The sequence below is a fragment of the Paenalcaligenes niemegkensis genome, assembly GCF_022230885.1.
GTDB lineage: Bacteria > Pseudomonadota > Gammaproteobacteria > Burkholderiales > Burkholderiaceae_B > Paenalcaligenes > Paenalcaligenes niemegkensis.
In genome coordinates this window covers 158,694-183,050 of sequence record NZ_JAKGCT010000002.1, presented here as the reverse complement: position 1 = coordinate 183,050, position 24,357 = coordinate 158,694, and the positions used below count along the sequence as shown (strand labels likewise).

The 24,357-nt window shown below is 51.3% G+C and carries 28 protein-coding genes, 1 tRNA gene and 1 pseudogene; 19 read left to right on the top strand and 11 right to left on the bottom strand.

Annotated features, from left to right (window positions below; all coding sequences use genetic code 11):
• Position 1: 1 nt before the first annotated feature.
• Both L1889_RS02635 and L1889_RS02630 read right to left on the bottom strand, forming a co-directional pair.
• Positions 2-457, bottom strand: coding sequence for a tripartite tricarboxylate transporter TctB family protein (locus L1889_RS02635; RefSeq protein WP_238663760.1), 456 nt, complete (start codon positions 455-457; stop codon positions 2-4).
• Between the two features lie 72 nt (positions 458-529).
• Positions 530-1,525 carry a Bug family tripartite tricarboxylate transporter substrate binding protein gene (locus L1889_RS02630; protein ID WP_238663759.1) on the bottom strand — a complete coding sequence of 332 codons (996 nt, stop codon included), beginning with the start codon at positions 1,523-1,525 and terminating at the stop codon, positions 530-532.
• 189 nt (positions 1,526-1,714) lie between these two features.
• On the opposite strand from L1889_RS02630, the gene L1889_RS02625 reads away from it, so the two are divergent.
• From L1889_RS02625 to prpB, 3 genes are read left to right on the top strand one after another with little or no spacing between them, the layout of a single operon-like run.
• Positions 1,715-2,401 (top strand): GntR family transcriptional regulator, encoded by a 687-nt coding sequence (locus L1889_RS02625; protein ID WP_238663758.1) that lies wholly within the window; start codon positions 1,715-1,717, stop codon positions 2,399-2,401.
• A gap of 2 nt (positions 2,402-2,403) precedes the next feature.
• Entirely contained in the window at positions 2,404-3,576 is a 1,173-nt protein-coding gene (locus tag L1889_RS02620) for a PrpF domain-containing protein (protein ID WP_238663757.1), read from the top strand.
• An 11-nt stretch (positions 3,577-3,587) separates the two neighbouring features.
• Positions 3,588-4,511, top strand: a complete 924-nt coding sequence (gene prpB / locus L1889_RS02615) for a methylisocitrate lyase (RefSeq protein WP_238663756.1) — start codon at positions 3,588-3,590, stop codon at positions 4,509-4,511.
• A gap of 116 nt (positions 4,512-4,627) precedes the next feature.
• Here prpB and ypfJ read toward each other — a convergent pair whose 3' ends face one another.
• The 5 genes from ypfJ to L1889_RS02590 form a co-directional block, all read right to left on the bottom strand.
• Positions 4,628-5,467, bottom strand: coding sequence for a KPN_02809 family neutral zinc metallopeptidase (ypfJ, locus tag L1889_RS02610; RefSeq protein ID WP_238663755.1), 840 nt, complete (start codon positions 5,465-5,467; stop codon positions 4,628-4,630).
• Positions 5,468-5,561: 94 nt separating this feature from the next.
• Positions 5,562-6,101: a UDP-2,3-diacylglucosamine diphosphatase gene (locus tag L1889_RS02605; protein WP_238663754.1), complete on the bottom strand. Its 540-nt coding sequence runs from the start codon at positions 6,099-6,101 to the stop codon at positions 5,562-5,564.
• Positions 6,101-6,370, bottom strand: coding sequence for a metallophosphoesterase family protein (locus L1889_RS02600; RefSeq protein ID WP_238663753.1), 270 nt, complete (start codon positions 6,368-6,370; stop codon positions 6,101-6,103). Before L1889_RS02600 ends, L1889_RS02605 begins: the two co-directional genes overlap by 1 nt.
• On the bottom strand, positions 6,345-6,854 hold the full coding sequence (locus tag L1889_RS02595; protein ID WP_372871105.1) for a peptidylprolyl isomerase: 510 nt from the start codon (positions 6,852-6,854) through the stop codon (positions 6,345-6,347). Before L1889_RS02595 ends, L1889_RS02600 begins: the two co-directional genes overlap by 26 nt.
• 171 nt (positions 6,855-7,025) lie before the next feature.
• The gene (locus tag L1889_RS02590; protein ID WP_238663752.1) at positions 7,026-7,622 is read right to left on the bottom strand and encodes a tetratricopeptide repeat protein; all 597 of its coding nucleotides are present in this window, start codon (positions 7,620-7,622) and stop codon (positions 7,026-7,028) included.
• 259 nt (positions 7,623-7,881) lie between these two features.
• Here L1889_RS02590 and cysS point away from each other — a divergent pair.
• The 15 genes and pseudogenes from cysS to L1889_RS02525 form a co-directional block, all read left to right on the top strand.
• Positions 7,882-8,855: pseudogene (gene cysS, locus L1889_RS19020) on the top strand (cysteine--tRNA ligase); the annotation flags it as partial.
• On the top strand, positions 8,838-9,377 hold the full coding sequence (locus L1889_RS19015) for a DALR domain-containing protein (protein WP_372871103.1): 540 nt from the start codon (positions 8,838-8,840) through the stop codon (positions 9,375-9,377). The pseudogene cysS and the gene L1889_RS19015, both read left to right, overlap by 18 nt.
• Before the next feature lie 8 nt (positions 9,378-9,385).
• Positions 9,386-10,015 (top strand): DNA-3-methyladenine glycosylase family protein, encoded by a 630-nt coding sequence (locus tag L1889_RS02580; RefSeq protein ID WP_238663751.1) that lies wholly within the window; start codon positions 9,386-9,388, stop codon positions 10,013-10,015.
• Positions 10,016-10,043: 28 nt separating this feature from the next.
• A complete protein-coding gene (locus tag L1889_RS02575; RefSeq protein WP_238663750.1) occupies positions 10,044-11,009 on the top strand; it encodes an acetyl-CoA carboxylase carboxyltransferase subunit alpha in 966 nt (321 codons plus the stop codon).
• Positions 10,981-12,078 (top strand): tRNA lysidine(34) synthetase TilS, encoded by a 1,098-nt coding sequence (gene tilS, locus L1889_RS02570; protein WP_238663749.1) that lies wholly within the window; start codon positions 10,981-10,983, stop codon positions 12,076-12,078. The genes L1889_RS02575 and tilS overlap by 29 nt, the downstream gene beginning before the upstream one ends.
• A gap of 74 nt (positions 12,079-12,152) precedes the next feature.
• The gene (locus tag L1889_RS02565) at positions 12,153-13,421 is read left to right on the top strand and encodes an aspartate kinase (protein WP_238663748.1); all 1,269 of its coding nucleotides are present in this window, start codon (positions 12,153-12,155) and stop codon (positions 13,419-13,421) included.
• A gap of 37 nt (positions 13,422-13,458) precedes the next feature.
• Positions 13,459-13,551 (top strand) — tRNA-Ser (locus L1889_RS02560).
• 387 nt (positions 13,552-13,938) lie between these two features.
• A complete protein-coding gene (locus tag L1889_RS02555; protein WP_238663747.1) occupies positions 13,939-14,763 on the top strand; it encodes a phytanoyl-CoA dioxygenase family protein in 825 nt (274 codons plus the stop codon).
• Positions 14,764-14,847: 84 nt separating this feature from the next.
• On the top strand, positions 14,848-15,810 hold the full coding sequence (locus L1889_RS02550) for an ABC transporter substrate-binding protein (RefSeq protein WP_238663884.1): 963 nt from the start codon (positions 14,848-14,850) through the stop codon (positions 15,808-15,810).
• 81 nt (positions 15,811-15,891) lie between these two features.
• Positions 15,892-16,668 carry an ABC transporter permease gene (locus tag L1889_RS02545; protein ID WP_238663746.1) on the top strand — a complete coding sequence of 259 codons (777 nt, stop codon included), beginning with the start codon at positions 15,892-15,894 and terminating at the stop codon, positions 16,666-16,668.
• On the top strand, positions 16,665-17,447 hold the full coding sequence (locus tag L1889_RS02540; protein WP_238663745.1) for an ABC transporter ATP-binding protein: 783 nt from the start codon (positions 16,665-16,667) through the stop codon (positions 17,445-17,447). The genes L1889_RS02545 and L1889_RS02540 overlap by 4 nt, the downstream gene beginning before the upstream one ends.
• Positions 17,448-17,663: 216 nt before the next feature.
• A complete protein-coding gene (locus L1889_RS02535; protein ID WP_238663744.1) occupies positions 17,664-17,819 on the top strand; it encodes a hypothetical protein in 156 nt (51 codons plus the stop codon).
• A gap of 104 nt (positions 17,820-17,923) precedes the next feature.
• A complete protein-coding gene (locus L1889_RS02530; RefSeq protein WP_238663743.1) occupies positions 17,924-18,682 on the top strand; it encodes a tyrosine-protein phosphatase in 759 nt (252 codons plus the stop codon).
• A 240-nt stretch (positions 18,683-18,922) separates the two neighbouring features.
• Positions 18,923-19,057: a hypothetical protein gene (locus tag L1889_RS18320; protein ID WP_257793829.1), complete on the top strand. Its 135-nt coding sequence runs from the start codon at positions 18,923-18,925 to the stop codon at positions 19,055-19,057.
• Positions 19,058-19,116: 59 nt separating this feature from the next.
• Positions 19,117-19,458, top strand: coding sequence for a hypothetical protein (locus L1889_RS02525; protein WP_238663742.1), 342 nt, complete (start codon positions 19,117-19,119; stop codon positions 19,456-19,458).
• Between the two features lie 55 nt (positions 19,459-19,513).
• On the opposite strand, the gene L1889_RS18675 is transcribed toward L1889_RS02525, so the two are convergent.
• The 4 genes from L1889_RS18675 to phnD all read right to left on the bottom strand — a co-directional run bounded on the left by L1889_RS18675 (position 19,514) and on the right by phnD (position 23,117).
• Complete coding sequence (locus tag L1889_RS18675; protein ID WP_238663741.1) at positions 19,514-20,329, bottom strand: PhnE/PtxC family ABC transporter permease; 816 nt, start codon at positions 20,327-20,329, stop codon at positions 19,514-19,516.
• Between the two features lie 32 nt (positions 20,330-20,361).
• The gene (locus L1889_RS02515) at positions 20,362-21,318 is read right to left on the bottom strand and encodes a PhnE/PtxC family ABC transporter permease (RefSeq protein WP_238663740.1); all 957 of its coding nucleotides are present in this window, start codon (positions 21,316-21,318) and stop codon (positions 20,362-20,364) included.
• Positions 21,315-22,121, bottom strand: coding sequence for a phosphonate ABC transporter ATP-binding protein (locus L1889_RS02510; RefSeq protein WP_238663739.1), 807 nt, complete (start codon positions 22,119-22,121; stop codon positions 21,315-21,317). Before L1889_RS02510 ends, L1889_RS02515 begins: the two co-directional genes overlap by 4 nt.
• A gap of 69 nt (positions 22,122-22,190) precedes the next feature.
• Positions 22,191-23,117 carry a phosphate/phosphite/phosphonate ABC transporter substrate-binding protein gene (phnD, locus tag L1889_RS02505; RefSeq protein WP_238663738.1) on the bottom strand — a complete coding sequence of 309 codons (927 nt, stop codon included), beginning with the start codon at positions 23,115-23,117 and terminating at the stop codon, positions 22,191-22,193.
• A 343-nt stretch (positions 23,118-23,460) separates the two neighbouring features.
• On the opposite strand from phnD, the gene L1889_RS02500 reads away from it, so the two are divergent.
• The gene (locus L1889_RS02500; protein ID WP_238663737.1) at positions 23,461-24,354 is read left to right on the top strand and encodes a LysR family transcriptional regulator; all 894 of its coding nucleotides are present in this window, start codon (positions 23,461-23,463) and stop codon (positions 24,352-24,354) included.
• Positions 24,355-24,357 lie beyond the last annotated feature (3 nt).

Genomic DNA, 24,357 nt, shown 5'->3' with positions numbered 1-24,357 from the left:
CTCAAAACACCATTAAAGGCATGGGAAACGGAAATAACGACCCGAAGCCTTTGATTAAAGCCAGGGTGAAGAGAAAGGAAAACACAGGAGGTGCGAGCCAGCGCTTTTCTCCACCCATCAAGATTCCAAGCCATACAAAGGCAAAGGTGGCGATATCAAAGCCTAGGGTCGTTAGACTTAAGCAAAACAGTGCAAATACACCCAGCAAGACGATATCGCCTAAGGTGGCTTTTCGTTTTGCTTTTAATGCCGACTCGCTTAGTACGTCAGTGGGTTTGCGTCTTTCCGATAAGGCGATCAGAAATACGAAGAGCAGGCAGAGTGCGCCACTAGGAAGCACGACTATTAGGTTATAGAGGCGAGTCGACGCGTTGATCGCGTTCCAGTTTAAAAAAATTGCTGCGACAGTAACGAAAAGCAGAAAAGAGAGATGAGTGTAAGAAACACGTCTAGACATGAACGTTTATTCCATATGGTGAGCGACCACTAGCTCAGAGGTTCTCAATATGAGCCAGCGGAAAAGAGAGCCTTATAGCTGGTCTTTAAAACGCTCTAAGATTTTAAAGTTTTCATGGATGATTTCAGTTGTCTTTTCTGGTCCTAACCAGTCGGATCCAATGCCTTGATCATTCAGCATTTTTTGAAAAGCTGGGTCAGACAGTACCTCTTTATAGGTATTGCTGAATTTTTCAAAGCGTTGGGGGTATTTTTCCTTGAACTCAGCATGGGCAGCGATGCCGCGCATTGAACCTACCAATGGAGTGACAGGTTCAACCCCGCGTTTTTCCAGGACTTCGTTGAGTGTGGGGGCGTCCCAGTCTGCCAGGCGTTGCTCAGAGGCGACGGCTAGAGGCTTAATAAATTCCTTAATGGAGATAGTGCCGTCGGCGCCCAGTACGGTCATATCAACCTGACCACCGGCAGCGGCGGTTCGAGCGGCGTTGCCTGATTCGTAGGTAACAATGTTGACCGCATCAGTCGTTAATCCATAGGCTTCGAGCATTAAGACGGTATTGATATGTCCTGTAGAGCCTGGCACTACGCTGATACGAAATTTGCCAGGAGCTTCTGTTACGGCTTGCATGAACTCATCGAGACTGTCATAGGGCAGTTTTGCATTTAAAGCAAATAAGTCAATGTCCGTCCATTGGCCATTTACGAACGCGAAGTCATCCAGGGTGTAGCTCGCATTCAGATTAAGAATGGCGCTACTAATGTAAGGGTGGATTGAAGTGACAAGAAAAAACGTTCCATCTTTAGGCATGTTCTGGAAGTAGACATGGCCTACATGGCCGCCACCGCCTTCTTGGTTAATGGCTCTTATAGGCACGCCCAGCTTATCTTGCATGCGCTGCGCTACTAGCCGGGCGGTACGGTCTGCGGACCCGCCCGAGCCTAGTGCAATAACAAACGTGATTTGCTGGTTGGGCCAGTTGTCTTCGGCGGCCACGGCGGGGGTGCTTGCCGCGAATGCTAACGAACTGCCTAATAGCAACGCTGCCGTCCAGGATTTAAGCATCTTCATATTTATACGAGTCCTGTTTTTTAGGTAGAGAAAACAATATTGTTTACAATATGGGTATTTGGTTTGTATTTGACTTGTATCGAACCTTTGCTTCAAGTAGGGTTTTCACTAGTAATCAGTCTATTATCATCGATTTAGTGCTATATTTTGTGATGTTAAAACATCCTTAATTTGATGGCGGGTTTTAAATTGTTTACAATATCAGCTATTGAACGAAGTGGGCATGGGTCTGCAAGCGCACAAATTGGCCATGAATTGACTTTGGACATCATGGCAGGAAGGCTCGCTCCCGGCGATCGCTTGGCCGAAGTCGCCTTGGCTGAGCGCTTTGATATTAGTCGTGGGCCTGTGCGTGAAGCGTTACGCTATCTGGCTTCAATTGGCTTGGTTACCTTTACTCCCAATATTGGTGCTAGCGTCAGAGTGATGAGTGTGAGCGATGCTAAGGCTCTATACGAGGTTCGTGCTGCGCTAGAGAGCGAAGCCGCTCGCTTGGCTGCCTTACGCGTTGATGCGAGAGCTAAAGATGAGCTGCGGCATGTATTGCAACAGCATAAGGAATCCGTCGCCAAACATCCCTCTGGCGCTTATCTGCAAAGGGGAGGGGACAATGATTTTCATAGTTTGATTGCTCGGTTGAGTGGTAACTATCTGATTGAGCAGGCGCTGGGGCAAGAGCTATACCCTCAGTTGGTGCTGTTACGAGCGCAGCATAAAAAGGTGCAAGGCAGGGGGCAGATAGCCTTGGTTGAGCATCAGCGGATTGTGGAGGCAATTATCGAAAAAGACAGCGAATTGGCTGCCATGCTGATGCGACGACATCTAACGGCGAGCTACACCTCTTTTCTAGGGCAGATTCAGGGCGAGGCAGAATAACAATGAGTCAAAAGAAAATACCCGCAGTATTCATGAGGGGCGGTACATCTAAGGCCTTGGTCTTTAATCGCGCAGATTTACCCGATGATCAAGATCAATGGGCTTCTGTTTTCCTGGCTGCCATGGGCAGCCCGGATCCTTATGGTCGGCAGCTAGACGGCATGGGAGGTGGGCAGTCGTCGCTAAGCAAGGTGTGTGTGATTTCAAAGAGCGCTCGCGAAGATGCTGATGTGGACTATACCTTCGCTCAGGTGTCGGTATTGGGAGAAGCCGTAGACTACAGCGGAAACTGCGGAAATATGAGTTCCGCTGTGGGACCCTATGCTTACGAAGAGGGTCTGGTCAGCGGACCTGCCAATGGTGAGTGTCTAGTGCGAATCCACAATACCAACTCAGGAAAAATAATTCACTCCACGTTCAGAGTGAGCAACGGGCAGGCATGTGTCAGGGGAGAGGTGACTTTAACAGGGTTGGCTTCAAAAAGATCTCCTGTTGTTTTAAGCTTTATAGATCCAGCCAATACATTGGGCAGGGGCTTATTGACTCAGGCACGGGCTCGGCATGAGCTTCAGACTCTTAGGGGAGAGACGGTTTCGGTAAGCTTGGTTGATTCTGCAATTCCTTCTGTCTTCGTTCTTGCAGAGAGTCTGGGCTTGGAGGGCACGATCATGCCTGATCAGTTAGAGACGGATCAATCCAGTCTGGCAGAGCTCGAGTACATCAGAGAGCAGGCATCTATCCTGATGGGTATAGCGGAAACGGTGGAGCAGGCCCGTGCCATTATTGCGATTCCGAAGCTTTGTATAGTTAGTCAACCTGAAAGTTATCAGGCCTTGAATGGCCAACAGATTAACGCTGCAGACGTTGATCTGGTTGTTCGCATGATTTCAGCAGGACAACCGCATCGAGCAGCTCCGATTACGGTGTCGCTAGCAGTGGCCAGTGCTGCGGCAGTAGCTGGCACGTTGGTCAATGAGGTTGCCCAGGGAGCTCCGAATCTACAGCGTCTACGTCTGGGTACGCCCAGCGGTGTCATTGAGGTGGGGGCAAAAATCGAAGCCTGCGCCCATTCGGCGATCCCCCGAATTCACGCAGCAGAAATTGTAAGAACGCAGCGTCGCCTGATGGAAGGGCTGGTCTGCATTCCTTCAACAAGTGACGATAATAATGGTTAATTGGAATGGACATGACAAATAATATTCAACCCGTATGGCTGGAACAGCCTCTTCCCAAAGGGCTCGGAGCTCAGTTGGCGCTTCAATGGCAACAGAAAAAGTTTTTGTCTATTGCTGGCGCTTATGATCCCATCGGGGGCCTCATTGCTCGCAAAGCAGGCTTCGAAGCTTTGTACTTGTCGGGCGGGGCACTGACCGCATCGCTGGGTTTGCCTGATCTCGGACTTATCACCATGGAGGAGCTTGTAGTGCGTGCGCGGTCTATCGTTCGTGCTACCCGCCTGCCTTTGGTGGTCGATGGCGATACCGGTTTCGGCGAAGCACTGAATGTCATGCGCTTGATACGTGAGCTTGAGGATGTCGGTGTGGCTGCTGTACAGCTTGAGGATCAGGTCTTACCTAAGAAGTGTGGTCACCTAAATGGAAAGCACTTGGTAACACCGCAGGAAATGGCCGAGAAAATTGCGGCCGCTTCACGTGCCCGTAGCGACCTTCGTATCATTGCACGAACTGATGCCGCAGGCTCTGAGGGACTTGAGGCGGCAATTTCCCGGGCTAAGCTTTATGTTGAAGCAGGTGCGGATGCTATTTTTCCTGAAGCCTTAGCGTCTAAAGAAGAGTTCGAAGCCTTTGCCAATGCTCTTGACGTGCCTTTGTTAGCCAACATGACTGAATTCGGTCGTACACCTCAAACCTCGGCGCACCAGTTTGAGGAGATGGGCTATGCCATGGCAATATGGCCAGTTTCCAGTTTGCGCATCGCAGCCAAGGCCATGGAAGAGTTCTACACCGAACTTAAACAAAGCGGAACGGCAGCGCAGAGCGTATCGAAGATGCAGACCCGATCCGAGCTCTATGACGTGATTAATTATTTTGGCTATGAAGCATTGGATGGTTCGATTCAACGGACGATTGTGCCTGATGCTATCGACTAGCTTGAAGCGGTGACAGGCTCAGCGTTGCGGGGGCTTTTTCAGGGCCACCGCATTTTTTGTGGGCTGCAAGCACGCCGTTAAACAGGATCAGGCAGCATCAAATCAGGCGAAGCTCTTTAGCTGGCATTGAACGTATCGCAGCTCTGCAGTGCGCCAGAGTTGAAGCCGCGGTTGAACCACTGCATGCGCTCCGCTGACGAGCCATGCGTAAACGAGTCTGGCACGGCCACACCACGGCTACGTTTTTGAAGCGTATCATCACCGACCGCGCTGGCGGCGCGCAGAGCATCTTCAATGTCGCCGGCCTCCAGAATCTGTCGTTCGCGATCAGCATGATGTGCCCAGATACCTGCATAGCAATCTGCTTGCAGCTCTACCCGAACCGAAACCTGGTTGGCATTGGCCCCTTGTAATCGTAGTGCTTCCGCGCGTCGCATGCTCCCTACCTGGTTCTGCACATGGTGGCCTATTTCGTGCGCAATAACGTAGGCCCGGGCAAAATCGCCAGGAGCGTTGAGCTGGTTGGCAAGCTCATCGAAAAAACCTAAATCCAGATATACCTTTTGGTCAGCAGGGCAATAAAAGGGGCCCATTGCCGCCTGTCCGGTACCACACGCGGTTGGCGTCGCGTCACGAAACAGAACCAGTGTTGGGGGCTGATATTGGCCATTGGTCTGTTGAGTAAAGACGGTACGCCAAACATCTTCTGTTTCGCCTAAAACTTTGGCCACAAACTGGCCTTGTGGATCTGATGGCGTACCTGTGGGAGCATCAACTTGCTGCGAAGTGACGGGTTGCTCGGCAATTTGTAATATTGTGCTGGGGTCGACTCCAAAATACATGGCAACTAAAGCCAGCACAATGGTGCCAATTCCAATGGAGCCTTTGCCTACGCGACGGCCTGAAGTACGGCGATCTTCGATGTTACGGCTGGATCTGGAACGGTCAATACGCATGGTGGCCTCTGAATACGTAGTTGCTTGAGTAAAACTTTAGCACCCAATACGATGTTGCGCGCGGGAGTTCACCAGTTTTAATGATTGTTGGTCTTTACTGCACATCGCAGACCACATCGTCATGGCCCAGCCGGTGCAGCACCATCTGCGGGCCATGAATGCTGAGCCATCCGCCACGAGCCTTTTCACTGTGGTCCAGCTCCCAGTCTGGCAGCACAATGCGTCTGTCGATAAGCAGATCTGGAGCGCTGGTATGCACGGCAGGGCGATGGGTATGGCCGTGGACCAGGGTGTGCATCTTATGTTTTTGCAGTAGTGCAGCACAGGCATCTGGATTGACATCGGTGATGTCGTGGCTTTTATAGAGACCGGCGGCCTTGCTGCGCTGTCTGAAGCAATTAGCTACACCGATGCGCCAGGACAGCGGCAAGGCATAGTAGATCGATTGGGTAATGTTACTGCGTACAAAGCGCCTGAAGCGCTGATACGAGCTATCGTCGGTACAAAGCTCATCGCCATGTGAAAGGACAAACTTGATGCTGGGGGTCGAGACCGAAACCTGATCAGGCCAGAGTTCAGCTCCCAGGTATTGTGCTAATTTTGTACTGATCAGAAAATCGCGATTGCCGCGCATCAGATAGAGCGACTTTCGACTGCTGAATTTTTTAATTCTTGTAATGCTTTTGCAAGCCACGGATCAGGGTCATAGATTTGATCGTCACCTATCCATGCGTTGAAAATGTCACCGCATAATATGAGTGTATCGCAGCATTGCGCAGCATCATCCAGAAATTCATAGAAGCCTAATGCAGTTTTGGGGCCTTCCGGCCCCAAATGTACATCGGCAGCAATCCAGATGATGCCGTCAAGATGACGCTTATTCGACGATGGTGGCTTTTTCAAGAACCACATCTTCTACAGGCACGTCTTGGTGGAAACCTTTGTTGCCGGTCTTTACGCCTTTAATGGCATCGACCACGTCCTGACCTTCTACAACTTTCGCAAACACAGCATAGCCCCAGCCATTTGGCGTGGGTGAGGTGAAGTTCAGGAAGTCGTTATCGTTCACGTTAATGAAGAACTGCGCTGTAGCTGACTGCGGGTCGGCCGTACGCGCCATGGCTAACGTGTATTTGTCATTTTTCAAGCCGTTGTCGGCTTCGTTTTTGACAGGATTGTTCGTCGGCTTTTGCTTCATGTTGGCATCAAAACCACCACCTTGAACCATGAAGTTATTGATAACGCGATGAAAGACCGTACCGTCGTAAAATCCGTCTTTTACATACGTTAAAAAGTTTGCGACAGTTTCTGGCGCCTTTTCGGCATTTAATTCGATAAGAATATCGCCTTTGTTGGTCTGAAGTTTGACCTGAGGAGTCGTGCTCATTGTCGTACCTTGAGTTGTAGTTGATGAAGCCGCACTTACCTGACCAGCCATGAAACAGGCTGCAATGATCAGAGTGGCGGCATAGCCAATGGCGCGCGCAGAGTAAAATCTAGCGGACCCGGGAAAATGAAAACCTTGCATTATAGGATGCCCGATTAAAGTAAACAGCGCCTATTGTTGCAGAATTTTCAGGGTTTGTTGTGAGCGATTTGCTCCGGCCCCGCCCGCTGCGCTAAATGCCTGTTGGGAGAGAAGCAGCTGCACCTCTCCTAAATTAACCTGGGCGGTAGTGAAATCAGGGGCTGCTGTCAGTGCCATTTCCAGTGCTTCGCGAGCCATCTCTGTCTTGCCCTGTCGCATGTACTCTGCGCCGAGGTTATTCCAGGGCTCGGGTAGCTCCGGGTAAAAAGTGGTGATTTGACGGTAAACTTCTATGGCTTCGTTGTGACGTTCCAAGGCGGAAAGGGCTCGTCCTTGTAAAAACAGTAGCTGGACATCTACGCCAATTTCGGCACGATCTTCACGTTGCTTCAGGCGTTTTTCTATCGCCTCCAGGGCTTGCTCTGCCCGGCCTTGCGAAATAAGCGTCGATATACGCTGCGTGACCTGACGCGGGGTTAGCGGAATGGCGGTATTGGCACCAGGGGTCAAGGCATCAAGCACGCGCGCAAGACCTTTCCAGCCGCGTTCAGGGGCTTCAGACGACTCGAAGATGGCATCGGGCTCAGTCACAACCGGCTCGTTAATCATTTGGGCGTTAACGTTCATGCTGAGTCCGCTTATAATGAGCAGATTGAGCAATGAGCCACGAGACCAGCATAAAGTTTTAGGGTTCACGAATTTCATACCTTTTGATTGCAAGGCGCTACGCGTATAGCTGGAACGCATTTTAGCCTGTAGCCAATCTTTAAAAAAAACAGCCCATTTAAGTGGCTTGCGCCGCAACAGCAACCAGCTTGCTATACTTGACGACCACCATTTTAGCCTTGACGCACCCAATTCAGTGTGTAAATCCGTGTCTAAATGAATGGACACGCGCTTTTTACACTCGATTTTAAGACGATTACAGCACATGTTGCGCATCTATAACTCTTTGTCCCGCACTAAAGAAGTATTTACTCCTATCGAGCCTGGTCACGTGCGTATGTACGTCTGCGGCATGACTGTGTACGACTTTTGTCATCTGGGGCATGCGCGCATGCTGGTCAGCTTTGATATTGTGCAGCGCTGGCTCCGCCAAAGTGGCTACCACGTTAAATACGTGCGTAATATTACTGATATTGACGACAAGATTATTCGCCGTGCCGTGGAAACAAACCGCCTGATGCGCGAGGTCACCGATTTCTACATCGCAGCCATGCATGCCGACGAGCAGGCGTTGGGGGTGCAATCCCCGGATGCCGAGCCTCGAGCCACGGAACACGTAGGCGATATGATTGGCATTATTCGCAAGCTCGAAGAGAACGGGCTGGCCTATCAGGGTAGCGATGGCGATGTAAATTATGCAGTCAGAAAGTTTGAGGGCTACGGTAAATTGTCAGGTAAAAGTCTTGACGATTTACGCGCTGGCGACCGCGTCGCTGTTACCGACGCCAAGCGCGATCCTCTTGATTTCGTGCTCTGGAAGTCTGCAAAAGAGCAAGAGCCTGACGAGTCTAAGTGGGATTCTCCATACGGAATGGGACGCCCTGGCTGGCACATCGAATGTTCAGCCATGAGCAATGCCTTGCTCGGTATGCCATTAGATATACACGGCGGGGGCCTGACCTTAAGTTTCCCCATCACGAGAACGAAATCGCCCAGTCCGAAGGTGCATTTGGCGGGCAAATGGCCAATGTATGGATGCATTGCGGTCCGCTCATGGTGAATGCCGACAAAATGTCGAAATCGCTGGGTAATTTTCTTAATATTCGTCAGACCATCGCGTTGCCAGGCGTCACCGACAGTGATGCGGCTTATCAGGCAAACCCCCGTGAAGCTGAAATGCTACGCTTTTTTATTGTGCGCAATCATTATCGCAGCACGCAGAACTTCGCTGCTGATAATCTGTTCGATGCTCAGCAAGCCATTGATCGTCTGTATCAAACGCTGGCGAATGTTGTTCCCGACGAGGTCATTGTTGACTGGTCTGCTCCGGCGGCGCAGCGTTTTGCAGAAGCCATGGACGACGATTTCAATACGGCTGGCGCGATTGCGGTACTCTTTGAACTTTCTTCCTTGGCCAACCGAGAGCATTGTTCGGCGAGCGCAGGCTTGATGCGTGCGTTGGGTGGGGTGCTGGGGCTGCTGCAAAGTGATCCGGCGGTTTATTTACGTTCTCCTTCGCGCTATTTGCGCGATGCGCGTCCGACGGTGGACAATAATTTAGGCGACGATGAGATTCAAGCCCTTATTGATCAGCGTAGCCAGGCAAAAGCTGATCGCGACTTCGCCCTGGCTGATCGCCTGCGTGATCAGCTAAATGAGCAAGGCATTGAGCTGGAAGACAAAGCAGGCGGCGTCACTCAGTGGCGACGAGCCTAGGAGCAGGCATGACGATGACCAGACCCGAGTATTGGGAAGAAGCCAAAACGCATTTGATGAAGCGTGATCGAATATTGCGTAAAATCATCCCGATGTATGCCGACGAGTGGTTACGGCCACCTGCCGAGCCGTTCGTGACCTTAGTCCGTGCAATCATCGGTCAACAAGTCAGCCGACGAACAGCTGATACGGTCTGGACGCGTTTTGCCAGCTCCTTCGATACGCAAGCTACGCCTCAGCAGGTTTTGGATATCGATATAGAAGCATTACGAAAATTTGGCTTACCCAAACGTAAAGCCGAGTATATTCTTGACCTTGCCACGCATTTTGATCAACGAAAGGTCGAGCCTGATGCGTGGCACGACATGGATGACGATGCCATAATCAAAGAGCTCTGTGCTATTCGTGGTATAGGGCGCTGGACGGCAGAGATGTTTTTGATTTTTAATCTCCATCGTGCCGACGTGTTACCGTTGGATGATGCTGGATTAATCAAAGCCATATCACAACACTACTACAGCGGCGAACCCGTTTCGCGATTTGAGGCCCGAGAAGTGGCTCAGGCGTGGACGCCGTGGTGCACGGTGGCAACGTGGTATCTGTGGCGCAGCCTGGATCCTGTTGTCGAGAGCGAATAAACTAGCCTAATAACCCGAAGATACAATAATGCGAAATACATTTCTGGAGTTTGAGCAGCCACTAGCGGAACTCGAAAATAAAATCGAAGAGCTACGCTATGTTCAAACCGACTCTGCTGTCGATATCTCAGAAGAGGTCAATCGTTTACAGCAAAAAAGCCAGACCCTGGCAAGAAGCATCTATTCGAAGCTAACTCCGTGGCAAACGGCGTTAGTGGCCCGCCATCCCCAGCGCCCCTACACCTTCGATTACATCAGGGAAATCTTCACCGACTTCCACGAGCTGCACGGTGATCGCATGTACGCGGACGATCTGGCCATTGTTGGCGGACTGGCGCGCTTTAATGGCGTTCCTTGTATGGTTATCGGGCATCAAAAAGGCCGTGATACCAAAGAGCGCGCCAAGCGTAATTTTGGTATGCCACGTCCAGAGGGATATCGTAAGGCCTTGCGCCTGATGCGTTTGGCCGAAAAGTTCAATGTGCCGGTTTTTACTTTTGTCGACACACCGGGAGCCTATCCGGGCATAGGTGCCGAAGAGCGGGGCCAGTCAGAAGCCATTGGTCATAATCTCTACGCCATGTCCGAGCTTAAAGTGCCTATTATCAGCACGATTATTGGCGAAGGCGGTTCGGGCGGCGCATTGGCCATTGCTGTCGCGGACAGCGTACTGATGCTGCAATATGCTACCTATGCCGTAATTTCCCCCGAGGGATGCGCATCCATCTTATGGCGTAGCGCGGACAAAGCTTCGACTGCGGCAGAGGCACTTGCCATCACAGCAGACCGTCTAAAAGACTTTGGTCTCATCGACCGCGTCGTCAACGAACCTGTCGGAGGCGCACATCGTGACCCCACTACCATGGCGCGTCAATTAAGTCGTGCATTAGCTGATTCATTGCGTCAATTATCCGGGCTCAGCGTGGAACAGCTTCGGGCACAGCGGCTCGAGCGCCTGTTATCTTATGGACGATATCAAGAAGCCAAAGCCTGATTGTCCTGTGGTTCAGGCGGATAATTCGTTGCTGTCTGGCCTGTGTGATGCTGGCCTGCTTCAACTGATTCACGATCATTATCAAAATTTAGGCTCCTCTCCTGCCCAAGTGGCGGTAGCCCTAAGCGGCGGGGTAGACTCTGCCGTATTAGCCCTGCATCTCTCGGTATGGGCCAGGCAGCACAAGGTATTGCTGCATTGCTTTCACGTTCATCACGGGTTGCAGGCTGTTGCTGATACTTGGCAGTCGCATGTGCATGCCTTGGCCTCTTTGTTAGGTACGCAGAGCCACAGCCTGCAAGTCGATGTTGATTTGGGGCAGGGCGATGGTATGGAGTCTGCAGCGCGCAATGCGCGCTACTCCGCCTTTAAACAGATGGCCGGGCAGACCGGCGTCGAGCACATCTTCTTAGGCCATCATCAAGATGATCAGGCCGAAACGGTACTGCTACGGTTGTTGCGTGGGGCGGGGCCTACAGGCCTGGGGGCAATGGCACCGCAGAGTCAGCGCGATGGCATCGTATACCTGCGGCCCTGGCTCCAGGTGGCACGCTCCCGGCTGCTTGCTGTAGGCGAACAAATGGGCCGACGGCTACATTGGCATGCGGTCAGTGACGCCACCAACTACAGCGACGATTACACCCGCGGGGCTGTGCGGGAGCGTCTAACACCGCAGCTCAATGAGCGTTGGGTGGGATGGCAAAAGGTATTGGTGCGCCATGCGCAATTAAGCCGTGAGGCTGGCGAGGTATTGGCTGAGGCCGCCCAGAGTGATTTGTCCACGCTTGATTACTGCGTTACTGATACGAGTTTTAGCTTAAAGCATTGGCGCGAACTATCCACGGCGAGGCAGGCACTTGTTATTCGATACTGGCTGGGGCAGGCCGGCTTGAAGATGCCTACAGAGGCACGACTGAATGATTTGATGCGGCAGATGCGTCAATTACACGCCTTGGGCTTTGACCGAAAAATGAAGGTCAAGCACGGTAGTCATTTTGTGGTTTGCACGCGCGGACGTGTGTATTTGCAGCATCATAATGAAACTGTTTCTGCATCCCGCCAAACCTAAACTCAGAAAATCGTTAGAATAGTGTGTTTTCCTTCGGGTTCAGACACCATTCCTTTTGATATTTGAGTAATAAGATGTCCCTGATCGTACAGAAATATGGCGGCACGTCGATGGGCTCTGTCGAGCGCATTCGCAACGTGGCGCAACGCGTGGCCAAGTGGCATGCTGCCGGTCACCAGGTTGTCGTAGTGCCTTCTGCAATGTCAGGAGAAACTAATCGGCTCTTGGGTTTGGCCAAAGAAATCACTCCCCACCCCGATTCGCGCGAGCAAGATATGCTGGCTGCAACTGGCGAGCAGGCCAGCAGTGCCTTGCTGGCCATGACCTTAATAGCCAAGGGCGTACCAGCCCGTAGCTATACAGGCTGGCAGGTTCCGGTTCGCACTGACTCCGCCTTTACCAAAGCCCGCATCAAATCCATTGACGACGAACGCATACGTAACGATTTAGATGCTGGACGGGTTGTTATCGTCACGGGTTTTCAGGGTATAGACGAAGAGGGCAACATTACGACGCTTGGTCGTGGTGGCTCTGATACGTCGGCTGTAGCGGTAGCTGCTGCCATGAAGGCAGACGAATGTCTGATCTTCACCGATGTCGACGGCGTATACACTACTGATCCACGTGTGGTTCCCGAGGCGCGCCGCATGGGCGTAGTTTCTTTCGAGGAAATGCTCGAGCTGGCTTCGCTAGGTTCAAAAATTTTGCAGATTCGCTCTGTTGAGTTTGCAGGTAAGTATCAAGTACCTGTGCGTGTGCTTTCTTCGCTTACCGACCCCTTCATTCCGCTCGAAGAAGAAATGGCTTCGGGCACGCTGATTACATTCGAGGAAGATCATAAAATGGAAGCCGCTGTAGTTTCAGGCATTGCCTTCAGTCGTGATGAGGCTAAATTCACGTTACGTGCCGTTCCGGATACTCCAGGTGTGGCTTACTCGATTTTAGGCCCCATTGCGGCTGCCAATATCGATGTAGACATGATCCTTCAGAACTTGTCTGTTCAGGGTACAACCGACTTTTCATTTACGGTTAATCGTAATGACGCTGATCGCACCAACGAATTGCTCAGCAAGCAAATTGGGCCGGCGGTCGGAGCGGGCGAAATCGTATACGACAGCAAAGTTGCCAAGGTGTCTATTGTGGGCATTGGCATGCGTAGCCATGCGGGTGTGGCGAGCACGATGTTCCGTGCATTATCGCAAGAAGGCATTAATATTCAAATGATTAGCACCAGCGAAATCAAGACCTCCGTCATTATTGATGACAAGTACATGGAACTCGCGGTTCGCTCTTTGCATAAGGCCTTTGAACTTGATCAAGATAAAACGCAAAGTGCTGGCTAGTTTCTAAAATTCTATGCTAGAATAACGCTTTGCTTTTGGGGACGTGGCCGAGAGGTTGAAGGTACTCCCCTGCTAAGGGAGCATGCGGCTTATACCCGCATCGAGGGTTCGAATCCCTCCGTCCCCGCCAAAAGCATAGTAAACAACTAAGCCCTTGATTATTCAAGGGCTTTTTTGTTGGTGAGCCGATAAGCCCCCTAACCTACTGTTGGATGGTGATCGAGATTTTTACGGTGGTTCCATTAGGGACCACCGTTTTCTTTTTGTGGGTCTGGCAAACAGGGGAAAACCGAGGAGATGCTAATCAGCACGAGCTGTACCTCGTCTCAGAGTCAGGTCTACATTAGGGATTGCACGGATGTATATACAATTAAGTTCGAGTAAAGTGAACGCGTAACAAAGATCATAAAAACGCCGTAGAGAAGAAGTTGTTGAGCGCTGCTATCCCGTTTTACTGTATGCAATCAATCCCGGCATTTTCTGAACAGAAAATCCAAAATGTTTTTGGAGGTGTAACATGACGATCATTGATCGCTGGCGGGTATCCGATACCGACGTCGAGACGTTTCAACGAGATGGTGTTGTGGTTTTACGTAACGTTTTTACGGATTGGGTGGAACCGTTACGCGAAGGCATCAGGAAGTTAATGACTGACCCAAGCCCAATGGAGCGCTCAGTAGTACCGCAGGACGGATCCGCTCCGTTTTTTCAGGATTTATGCAACTGGCAGCGTATCCCGGAATTTACTCAATTTGTTTTGCACTCAAACGCAGGGGCGCTGGGAGCTGGGCTCATGCGTTCGAACAGCGCCCGTTTTTTTCATGACCATGTTTTGGTAAAGCAGCCCGGAGGCACCACCGTAACTCCCTGGCACCAAGATCAGCCCTATTATTGTGTGGATGGAAAACAGAGCGTCAGTTTCTGGATTCCGCTTGACCCGGTCGCTCGAAATGTGGTGATGGAATGCGTCCGGGGTTCCCACCTGTGGGGCGAGGATTTCCGTCCGATGCGTTTTGATGGGACCCCTTTATACGAGAACGACAATTACGAGGGCTTGCCGGATATCAACGCCCACCGCGATGAGTTCGATATCGCGGGCTGGGATATGCAGCCAGGCGACGCCATTGCGTTTAATTTTCGCACTGTGCACGGGGCTCCAGGCAACCCTTCCAATATAGCTCGCCGAGTATTCTCTGCCCGTTGGGTTGGGGATGATGCTGTCTATGTGGATCGCGACGGCAAAGGATCTCCACCTATTAAAGGCCTGCCCCTTCGTGATGGCGAAGCCTTCGATGCACCCATTTTTCCGGTTGTCTGGCGTGATGGCGCTCAAGTTTCATAATGCTGTAGCTCTCGATTGAGCATCGCTAAGGCGGTGCTCCTTAAACTCTTCTTAGGTGTTAGCAGTTTAAAACAGGATTCAGCCATGACCATAATGAAACATACCCTAATTAGCCTTTCTCTCGCCATTGGCCTGGCCGGAACCGCTCAGGCGCAGGAGACCAAGGTAGCCATTGGAATATCGGGCTGGACAGGATACGCTCCTCTGGTGCTAGCCCTGGAAACAGGAATTTTCAAACAGAACGGACTGGATGTTTCGATTCGCAAGATTCCCCAAAAGGAACGCCATCTGGCCATTGCTTCGGGTGATATTCAATGTGCAGCGACATCGACGGAAACCTGGATTGTCTGGAATGCGAACGGCGTTCCCACAATTCAGATCTTCAAGATGGATCAGGGTATGGGGGCCGACGGCATTGTGGCCCGGCCTGGCATTGAAAAAGTTACAGACCTGAAAGGAAAAACGGTGGGTGTTTCGGCGCCGGGTACCAATCCTTATTTTTCTCTTGCCTGGATTCTGAAGAAAAACGGCTTATCGCTCAAAGACGTAAAAACTGTCACGCTGGAACCCGCCCAAGCAGCCAATACCTTTATTACGGGAAGGAGCGGCCTGGATGCCGCCGTTACTTACGAGCCATACCTTGGGATGGTGCGCCAGAAGCCGGATGCTGGCAAGCTTATCGCCGATTCCGAAGAGTACAAGATGGTGTTTGATACTTTCGGCTGTACCCCTGAGTTTCTCAAGGAACACCCTGAGGCTGCCAAGGGTCTTACAGAAAGTTTTTTCCAGGCGCTGGAGCTTATGGAAACAGACAAGACACGCGCGTTCACCATTATGGGCAAGGACGTGAAACAAACTGCTGAGCAGTTCGAAGAGTCGCAGTCCAAGATCAAATGGGCTGATCGTGAGGATAATCGGAAGTTCTTTAATGGTGAACTCCAGGCTTTCAATAAAGAAGCCGCCGTATTGCTGCACGAAGTCGGCGTGATCCGGGCAATACCAAACGACTTGGATAGTCTGTATGACGGACAGTTTCTGGAGGACTAAGCCATGCAAGCTGGCCGCACAGTTACTTCTAAGAGGGTGGTAGCGCCGCCTATCGAAAATCGCGACAGGAGACGTCGAAAAATGAAGCTTCTGCAGCCCATCGATTCAAGATTGCGCATTGCCTTGGGGGTGTCCTTCTTTGCCTTGTTTCTTGCGTTCTGGACAATTCTGACGGTTACCGGCATGGTCTCGCCGTACTTTCTCGCGTCGCCTGTGCAAACCATCAAGGCCGGCTGGATTCTATTCGCTGAATTCGATTTTATTCATGATGTAGGAATGACTGTGTGGCGAGTGTTAGGGGGCTTTTTTATTGCTTCTGTCATTGCTGTGCCCTTAGGCATTCTGATGGGCGCCTATAAGCCAATCGAAGCAGTTTTCGAACCATTTGTTTCCTTTGCCCGTTACTTGCCCGCCTCTGCTTTTATTCCCTTGCTTATCGTGTGGGTGGGTATAGGAGAAGCACAAAAACTGTCAATTATTTTTCTTGGCTGCTTTTTTCAGCTGACCTTGATGGTGATGATGATTGTTAGCAATGCCCGACGGGATTTGGTCGAGGCAGCCTACACGCTCGGTTCCACCGATTCAGGAGTGGTGCGCCGGGTTTTGCTGCCTGGAGCAGCTCCCGAGATAGCAGAGGCACTGCGTCAAGTACTCGGACTAGGATGGACCTATGTGGTGGTGGCCGAATTAATCGCGGCGGCGTCTGGCATAGGCCACATGATTATGGACAGCCAGGCGCTGATGGCAACAGATAATATCATTGCTGGTATTGTGCTAATTGGGATTATCGGTCTGACATCCGATGTACTTTTTAAAAAGCTCAACCAGACCTTGTTTCCGTGGAGTTTGATGCGATGAGCCATTTATCTATCCGAAGCGTAACGAAAATTTTCGCTGGCACTCGCGGCGCACAACCAACGACGGCATTGCAGCCAACGAGCCTGGAAGTCGCCGAACAAGACTTTATTACTGTCCTGGGTCCGTCGGGGTGCGGCAAATCTACCCTGTTGCGCTTGGTGGCAGGTCTGGAAACTCCGACTGAAGGTGAAATTTTGCTCGATGGTGCACGCGTTGAAGGGCCGGGGGCTGATCGTGGGGTGGTATTTCAGAACTACACGCTGTTTCCCTGGTTGACCGTACGGCAAAACATTTGCTTTGGCTTACGTGAAAAAGGCTTATCCGCCACTGAGCAGAAAGAAATCAGCGAGAGCTATATAGAAAGTGTTGGTCTGAGGGGTTTTGAATCGCATTATCCCAAGCAGTTGTCAGGCGGTATGCAACAGCGAGTCGCCATCGCGCGGGCGATGGCTAATGATCCAAAAATCTTGCTGCTGGATGAGCCCTTTGGGGCACTGGATAACCAAACCAGAGTCATCATGCAGGAGTTGTTGCTTGGGGTATGGGAGAAACACCGTAAGACGGTTATTTTCGTGACGCATGACATAGACGAATCGATCTTCATGGCCAACCGGGTAGCCGTCTTTACGGCGCGCCCAGGGCGTATCAAAGCTGATATTGCCGTCGAATTACCTTATCCCCGCCATTACACCGTTAAGACATCGCCTGAATTCACAGAGTTGAAGGCGCGGCTGACAGAGGAAATACGAGCAGAGTCGCTGGCTGCTGCTGCGTATTGAGGTTACATCCTTTGGTATCCCAGCATAAACTTAGCGCCTGATATCAAGGCGCTTTTTTTGCGGCGGAGCTGATAGGCGTATGCGCTGAGAATGTTATAGACGAGGTATGGGTGACTTTGCCAGTACAATCAAGGCAGAGAGTCTTGCCATCCGGATTTCCTGATGGATAGCTTTAGTGCAACAGAGTGTTTGCGCCGTAATTTGTAGGGGACTGCCATGCGTATTGTTTTATTTTTGATTGGGGCCATTGCCGCCACTTATCTTATTGTAAAAGGCTTCAGGCAAGTACTGGAAGAAAGCAGGCAACAGCGCGAAAATGAACAAGGCACGACGATTGAGCACGACTCTGACCAGGACGATGACCGACGCTAAGCGGAGCGGTTCAAAAATATGACGCATTGTTATGGCATAGTAAGGATACTCATTCTGGAGCACAGACTTTTTGAGAAATGGCTCCGCAGCAGGAGATCTACTGTATGACATTGTTAGATATCAATATCCCAGGGCAACGCGTAATTCAGTTTACAGGCGTCACTAATTTTCGGGATATAGGCGGTTACGCAGCCGCTGACAACAGCCAGGTGAAGTGGGAGCAGGTATACCGTTCAGCCCATTTATGCGAACTTGATTCGGACGATCTGCAAAAGCTTCACGAACTTGGCGTGCGACAGTCTATTGATTTACGGGGCAAGCGGGAAAGCCAGCGTAATGCCTACACTTATGATTTTATCGAACGCCAGGTTTGCATGATCGAGCCCGAGGTTGCGCGGCTGGTCAACGAGACCATCAGCACGAAAGGCGCTATCAGTGTGAGTGATGCCCATCGCTTTATGCAAGATATGTACCGCACATTTTATTCCACCTATGTGAATCAGTTTGCGTCATTCTTCAGGCATGTTATTGACGCATCTACTCCTGTCGTTGTGCACTGCACTGCGGGGAAAGATCGCACCGGTTTTGCTTGCGCCATGCTGCTTGCTTCGCTGGGGGTGCATAACGACGATATATACGATGACTATCTGTTAACCCAACAGTGTTACAGCGTTGATTTACAGCCGCGCGAAGGCGTGGATTTAGCGGCCATGAAAGTGCTGTGGGGGGTTAGTGCCGAGTATCTGGCTACGACACTGGAAGAAATTAGCCATGAATTTGGAAGCATTCCCCGGTTTCTAGATCGGGCCTTGGGCATAGACTCCACTCAGGTCGCGTTGCTACGCGGTAAATTGCTGGCATAAAGCAGCGATTGGCGTGTAGCAATGGCTACTGTGTGTAAGTCCCTGGAAGCGGGGCTTTTCTTTCGCCGGGCGCAGTTCACGAGGCTCATTGGCTGCTTAGGCATAAGCCAATGAGCCTCTTATTTTCATGGATATATTTCCTGCGTGGCTTTCTTGTCGTGCTGCTTAGATAAAACTGGTAACAGGGCGGCGTCGCAAAAGTTATATTCTGGGCTTTCCAGGTAAACCCAGGAGAACATCATGGGCACGTCATGGTTAAGCGCAGAACAGTCAAATCGCAAGTTAATGGTGGCTCTGCCCACGCGTGAGCTTGCCGAGCACACGCAATCGCAGTTGGTTCAGCTATTTGGGCAGGGGGCGGCAGCGTTTCCCTGATTGAGCCGGATGATCCCAAGATCGACAGAAAGCTAGAGCCAGAGCCGCGGCGTATTGCGTTGACCGCTTTGAGGTCACACGGAGTGCTGGGCGCAACAGGCGTTATTGTGGGGCTGCTGATCTGGGGAGTTTCTTACTTTGCCGGGCTGGCGCTTATTGTCAGTTCGCCCCTGGTTTCGGGCATAGCTATCGTCCTGATTACTACGCTGTTGGGTTTGTTGGCTGGCGGAGTGATTACTTTTCGTCCGGATCATAACGCGGTGATCATGCCAGCTAAAGACGCCAGTGCCACAGGGAAATGGGTAGTGGTGGCGCATCCTACCACTTCTGCAGAAGCACAAAGTGCTGAAGATTATTTACGGCGTGTAGACGAAGAGACTTTTGCTCAAACCTTGGGGTGAATCGTTTGACACGGGGCTCAATGCCTATTGGTGGGCTTGAGCTTTAACCCGCTGATTAGCGGGTAACCCGTGATAGCTTCATCAGACGTGCGCCACGATCAATAACCACGGTTAATAAGATCATTACAATTAAGTAAGTGCCTGCACGCTCAAATCGAAACCATTCAAAGTTAAAGCTGAACTGGAAGCCTAGCCCGCCCACGCCAATCAAACCCAGTACTACGGCAGCACGTACATTACTTTCAAACTGAAAGAAGGCGTAGGTCATCCAGTCGCGCCAGACCAGTGGCACGGCAATAACGGCATAGGTTACTGGACGTGATGCTCCACAAGTGGGTTCGAAGCGCTGAAGCGGCTGGTTATCGACGGCTTCGCCGAACACGCGTGTCATTACCCCTAAAGTATGCACAGCAATAGCTAAGGTGCCGGCCACCAGCCCTGGTCCGAAGAAGGCAATGAATAAAAAGGCCCACATAACTTCCGGGATGCCTCGGGATATCATGGCAGTTAGCCGAGCTGTGGTTAATTGTAGAGTTCGCCACGCCCGGCACCAGCATGATGGCGTTTCACCGCTGAAGCGCTCTGAGCGCAACTGAAAAGTGGACGAATGGGCGTAGGTTAATAGAATGGTAGCCACTACACCTAGCGTCGTGCCGACAATAGCGATGGCTAAGGGGATTGCGGCTGACTCTATCGCCCGCCATACAAATGCGGGTTCAAGCTCAGGCGATAGCAAACGACTAAAGAACTCTAAGTTATTCCAGGCTTTGCCAGTTAATAGTTCAGCGGCAGGGGCTAAATGGTTACGAGGTGCCCCACCTTCTCCGGCCTGGTTTCCCCAGCCCATAAACCAGACTGACCAAACGAGCACGACAGTGATGAAGGCGGCTGCATACCAGGGCCTTAGGGGCGGGCGTGTAACGGGGGCCGCCCTGGAATGGCATTGTCTTTTTGTGATAGACGACTGGTGGCACAGCTCGCATCGTTGCCTAATAGGCCTCGGATGTAATTGCTGGCTAAGTCAGCTGTTAATGTGAGTAGCAGAGTGAACAAAATCAGCGTGCTGACCTTATCCCATGCACCAAAACGAATTTGATACCAGATTTCAGAGCCCAGACCTCCACCACCTACCGCTCCGATGACCGCGGCATTGCGGATGGCGCATTCGGCCCTCATCAAGGTAAATGACAGAATATTGCGCGAAGCTAAGGGCCGAATCCCATAGAAGAACGTGGCCAGGCGCCCGCCACCTAAACTGCTGACTTGCGCATAGCGCGATTCGTCTACACCGTCCCATAGCTCGCTGTAAACTTTTCCTAATATTCCGGTGATATTCAAGGCGAGAGCCAATGCGCCGGTTAATGGACCAAGCCCAATCATGGCGACGAGAATAATTGCCCATACGAAATCAGGCACAGCTCGCAAGATGTCTTGTAGCAGGCGACAGAGAGCGCACAAAAGAGCGGTAGGTGAGCGCAGCGGAAAGTAACGCCAGACGCCACGAGAAAAGCGGCTGGATTCCTCACCTACGCATATTGCCCGGCTTGCTCCCATTGCCAAGGGCCAGGCCAGTATGATTGCAATGGCCGTACCTAACATTGCGGCAGAGAGCGTTTGTAGTGTCAGATCCCAGGCATGCCAAAGAAACTCGACTGACAGATCTGGCCTTAAAAAGGCGATTAGCCACCTGCCCATTCTTGTCGCTGCCTGGTCTCGCCGTTCTGCATCGACCAGTGCGGCCCAATCCCAATCGACGGCAAAGCAAGCAGCCAGTAGTGCCAAGATTAAAGCCAGCAGGGCAGCAACGTGTTTTAGAGGACGCCGAGTCAGTTGTGTGGCGGGTAGATGCACCCGTGTCATGTCGGTAATTCTATTTCTTCTAAGTGCAGAGCACGATATTCAGCCCCATACAGTTCGCGCAATAGTTGCTGATTGATCTCTGCCGGTATGCCTTGCCAGAATAGTTGGCCTGAGCGCAGGGCAATGACACGATCAAAGTTTCCCTGAAGCAGGTCAAGCGTGTGAAGGTTGACGAGCAGGGTTACGCTATCGCGTATGGCAAGTTCGGACAGTAGAGCGATAATTTCTTGTCCCAAACGTAGATCTAGCGCACTGACTGGTTCATCTGCCAGCACCAGGCGAGGCTGTTGCACCATTAACCTGGCAATAGCAACACGCTGTTGTTGACCGCCAGATAGCTCATCAGGAAGCGCCCAAAGCCTCTCAGCCAGCTCAACCCGAGATAATGCCGTTGCTGCAAGCTGCAGTTCTTGAGGCCATAGCAACGACCACACTGCGCGAGGCAAGCACCAGTGGCCTAACCTTCCCATTAATACGTTATGGGCCACTCGTAATTGAGGAATTAAATTGTCTTGCTGGTGCAGGAAGCCAACTTCTCGACGCAGTTTTGCCAAACGTCTGCCAGACAGTTTTGACGTATCGTGGCCCAGCGTTATGACGCTGCCCTCTATGGGTTTGATTAAGCCAGCCAGTAAGCGAAAGAGGGTGCTTTTACCTGCTCCGGATGGGCCGATGACAGCAACTCGTTCACCTGCCCGCACTGAGAGATTGATCTGTGTCAGGACTCGGTGATGGTTATAGGCGACCGCAGCTTGTTCCACAAAAACAGTAGCTGGCGCTGATCCCAAATTACCTTGATTCATCTAGACTTATCCGCGAAGTATTACCAGGGCTGCCGTACTGAGCATACGGCAGTGAGCACAGCAGGCATATCAGCCGCCGATGTCTATACCCGACTGCAGCAGATCTACGTAGCCTTGCCACTCGGAAATATTCGCGTCGACAAATTTTTCAGCTTTTAGGTACTGCAGTATTTGGGCGCCATTTTCGTTACTTGTGTCCACAGCCAATAACGCGGTACTTAACTGGTCTAGCAGCTCGGGACCGAGGTCGGTTCGCGCTGTGAGAGCATAGTTAGTGTAGGGTGGGGTTTTGTAAATGACAGGTGCCTGACTCTGCAAATCCTCGGGGGCTTTATCCCAAGAGGCGTAGTTGAGTGCACCTATATCGTGGGTGCCATTAGCGACCATTTGCATGACCACATCATGACTACCAGAGTAGGCGACGGTACGGAACACTTTTTCGGGTGTGGTGCCGCTTTGATCCATGAAATACTTGCGCGGCATCAGGTGGCCAGAGGTGCTGCTTTTACTTCCAAAAGTGAAGGTCCAGGACTGTTCTTCAGCATTTTTAGCAAGTTCTGCCAGGTCAGAGACTGTGTCTAAGCCAGTTGACGGATTCGTGATGAAGTAGCTGACGAAACCTTTATCTATGTCGCGAGAACCCAGAACGGTGATAGCTTCACCCATTTGCATACGAGCTTGAGCCGTCGTTACTGCGCCAAGCCAAGCGATGTGTGCACGACCCGTTGCCAAGGCTGTTACGCTGGCGGCATAGTTTTCTACGTGCATGTATTCCACTGGGATACCCACAGCCTCGCCCAGATAAGTGGCGAGAGCACCGAAGTTCTCACGCATGCGGTCGGCGTCGCCATCATCAGGGATGGCAGTGATAATAAGTTTGCTTGGGGTGTTTTGTGCTGTGGCGGGGGAGCCAAGAAAAAGAGTAGAGCTTAGGGATAGAGTCAGGGCTGTAAAAGCCAGTAGATACTTCCTGCGCACGGCAGAGAATGTATTCATGATTGTCTTCCAAGGAGGGATGAAGGTGAAGTGACATCGAGGCAGGTAGTGGCCTATCCCGACGGACAGTCGCCCTGATGCTAGCATCAGAGCTACGGCACTGTCGAGCCTTTGGCGGATGCCTTTGCTCTACGACTAACGATTTTGACATTGGCGGGGTGCGTGTGCGCCCGTAGTCCTTGCTGGTTTCAATTATCAGCATCAATAACCGTATAAATTTTTGTTTTGCTCGTCTAAATTCGGTATATAAAGGCTAAGAGCTACAGATATCCAGAAAGAAAAATAGTTATCAGGTCGCTTTGGTGTGCAGTCCAGAAAATAAAATCCGGAGGCTACAAAACAGATGACTTTTCAGCAGCTTGAGGCCGTATATTGGGTAAGTAGTCTAGGCAGTTTTTCAGCGGCATCGGATCGTTTGTTCGTAACGCAGTCTACTATTTCCATGCGAATCCGAAAGCTGGAGAAAGAGTTGGGTGTCGATTTGTTCGACCGTTCCAGCAATACAATTCAGCTTACCCTCAGTGGTCTCGAGTTTATGCAGTACGCACGGCGTATTCTCGACTTGCGTACAGAGCTTGTACAGAATGTGGCTTCCTCTGATGCCTTCTCGGGTCAGGTCCGGTTAGGCGTGGCCGAGGTGGTGTCGTCTACTTGGTTGCCTAAGCTGATCGAGTCGATTTCCGCACAGTATCCCAAAGTACGGCTTGAAATAGAGATGGCATTAACTGAAGAGTTAGTTGAAGCCTTGAAGCGGGGCACCTTAGATCTCATATTGGCACCGGGAAAGGTACCCACAACCGGACTCACCACTGTTACGCTGGGTGCGGTCGAGTTTTCATGGATGGCCAGTCCGGTACTTGGCCTGGGACACGTTATGCGTACTGCTCGCGAGCTGGCGCAATGGCCGCTTGTGGGGCTGAGCCAGCAGTCCTATCACCATGCTGTCATCGAGCATTGGTTTAGACGCAGTAACGTTCGATGCCATTACCAGATACGCTGCAAAAGTATTGCCGTTGCGGCATCCATGGTGGTGGCCGGCGCCGGAATTGCCTATTTACCCATACGTTGTTTCCAACGTGAGCTGGACGCCGGCCAGCTCGAACTTGTTGAAACATCGGCAATTAAAAATGTTGAGTTTATGGCGGCTATGACGGCTGATGAAATTAATCCCCTTTCTATGCGTATTTCGGATCTGGCAAGACAGGTTAGCGATTTTCAGCAGATCGACTGGCACTGATAC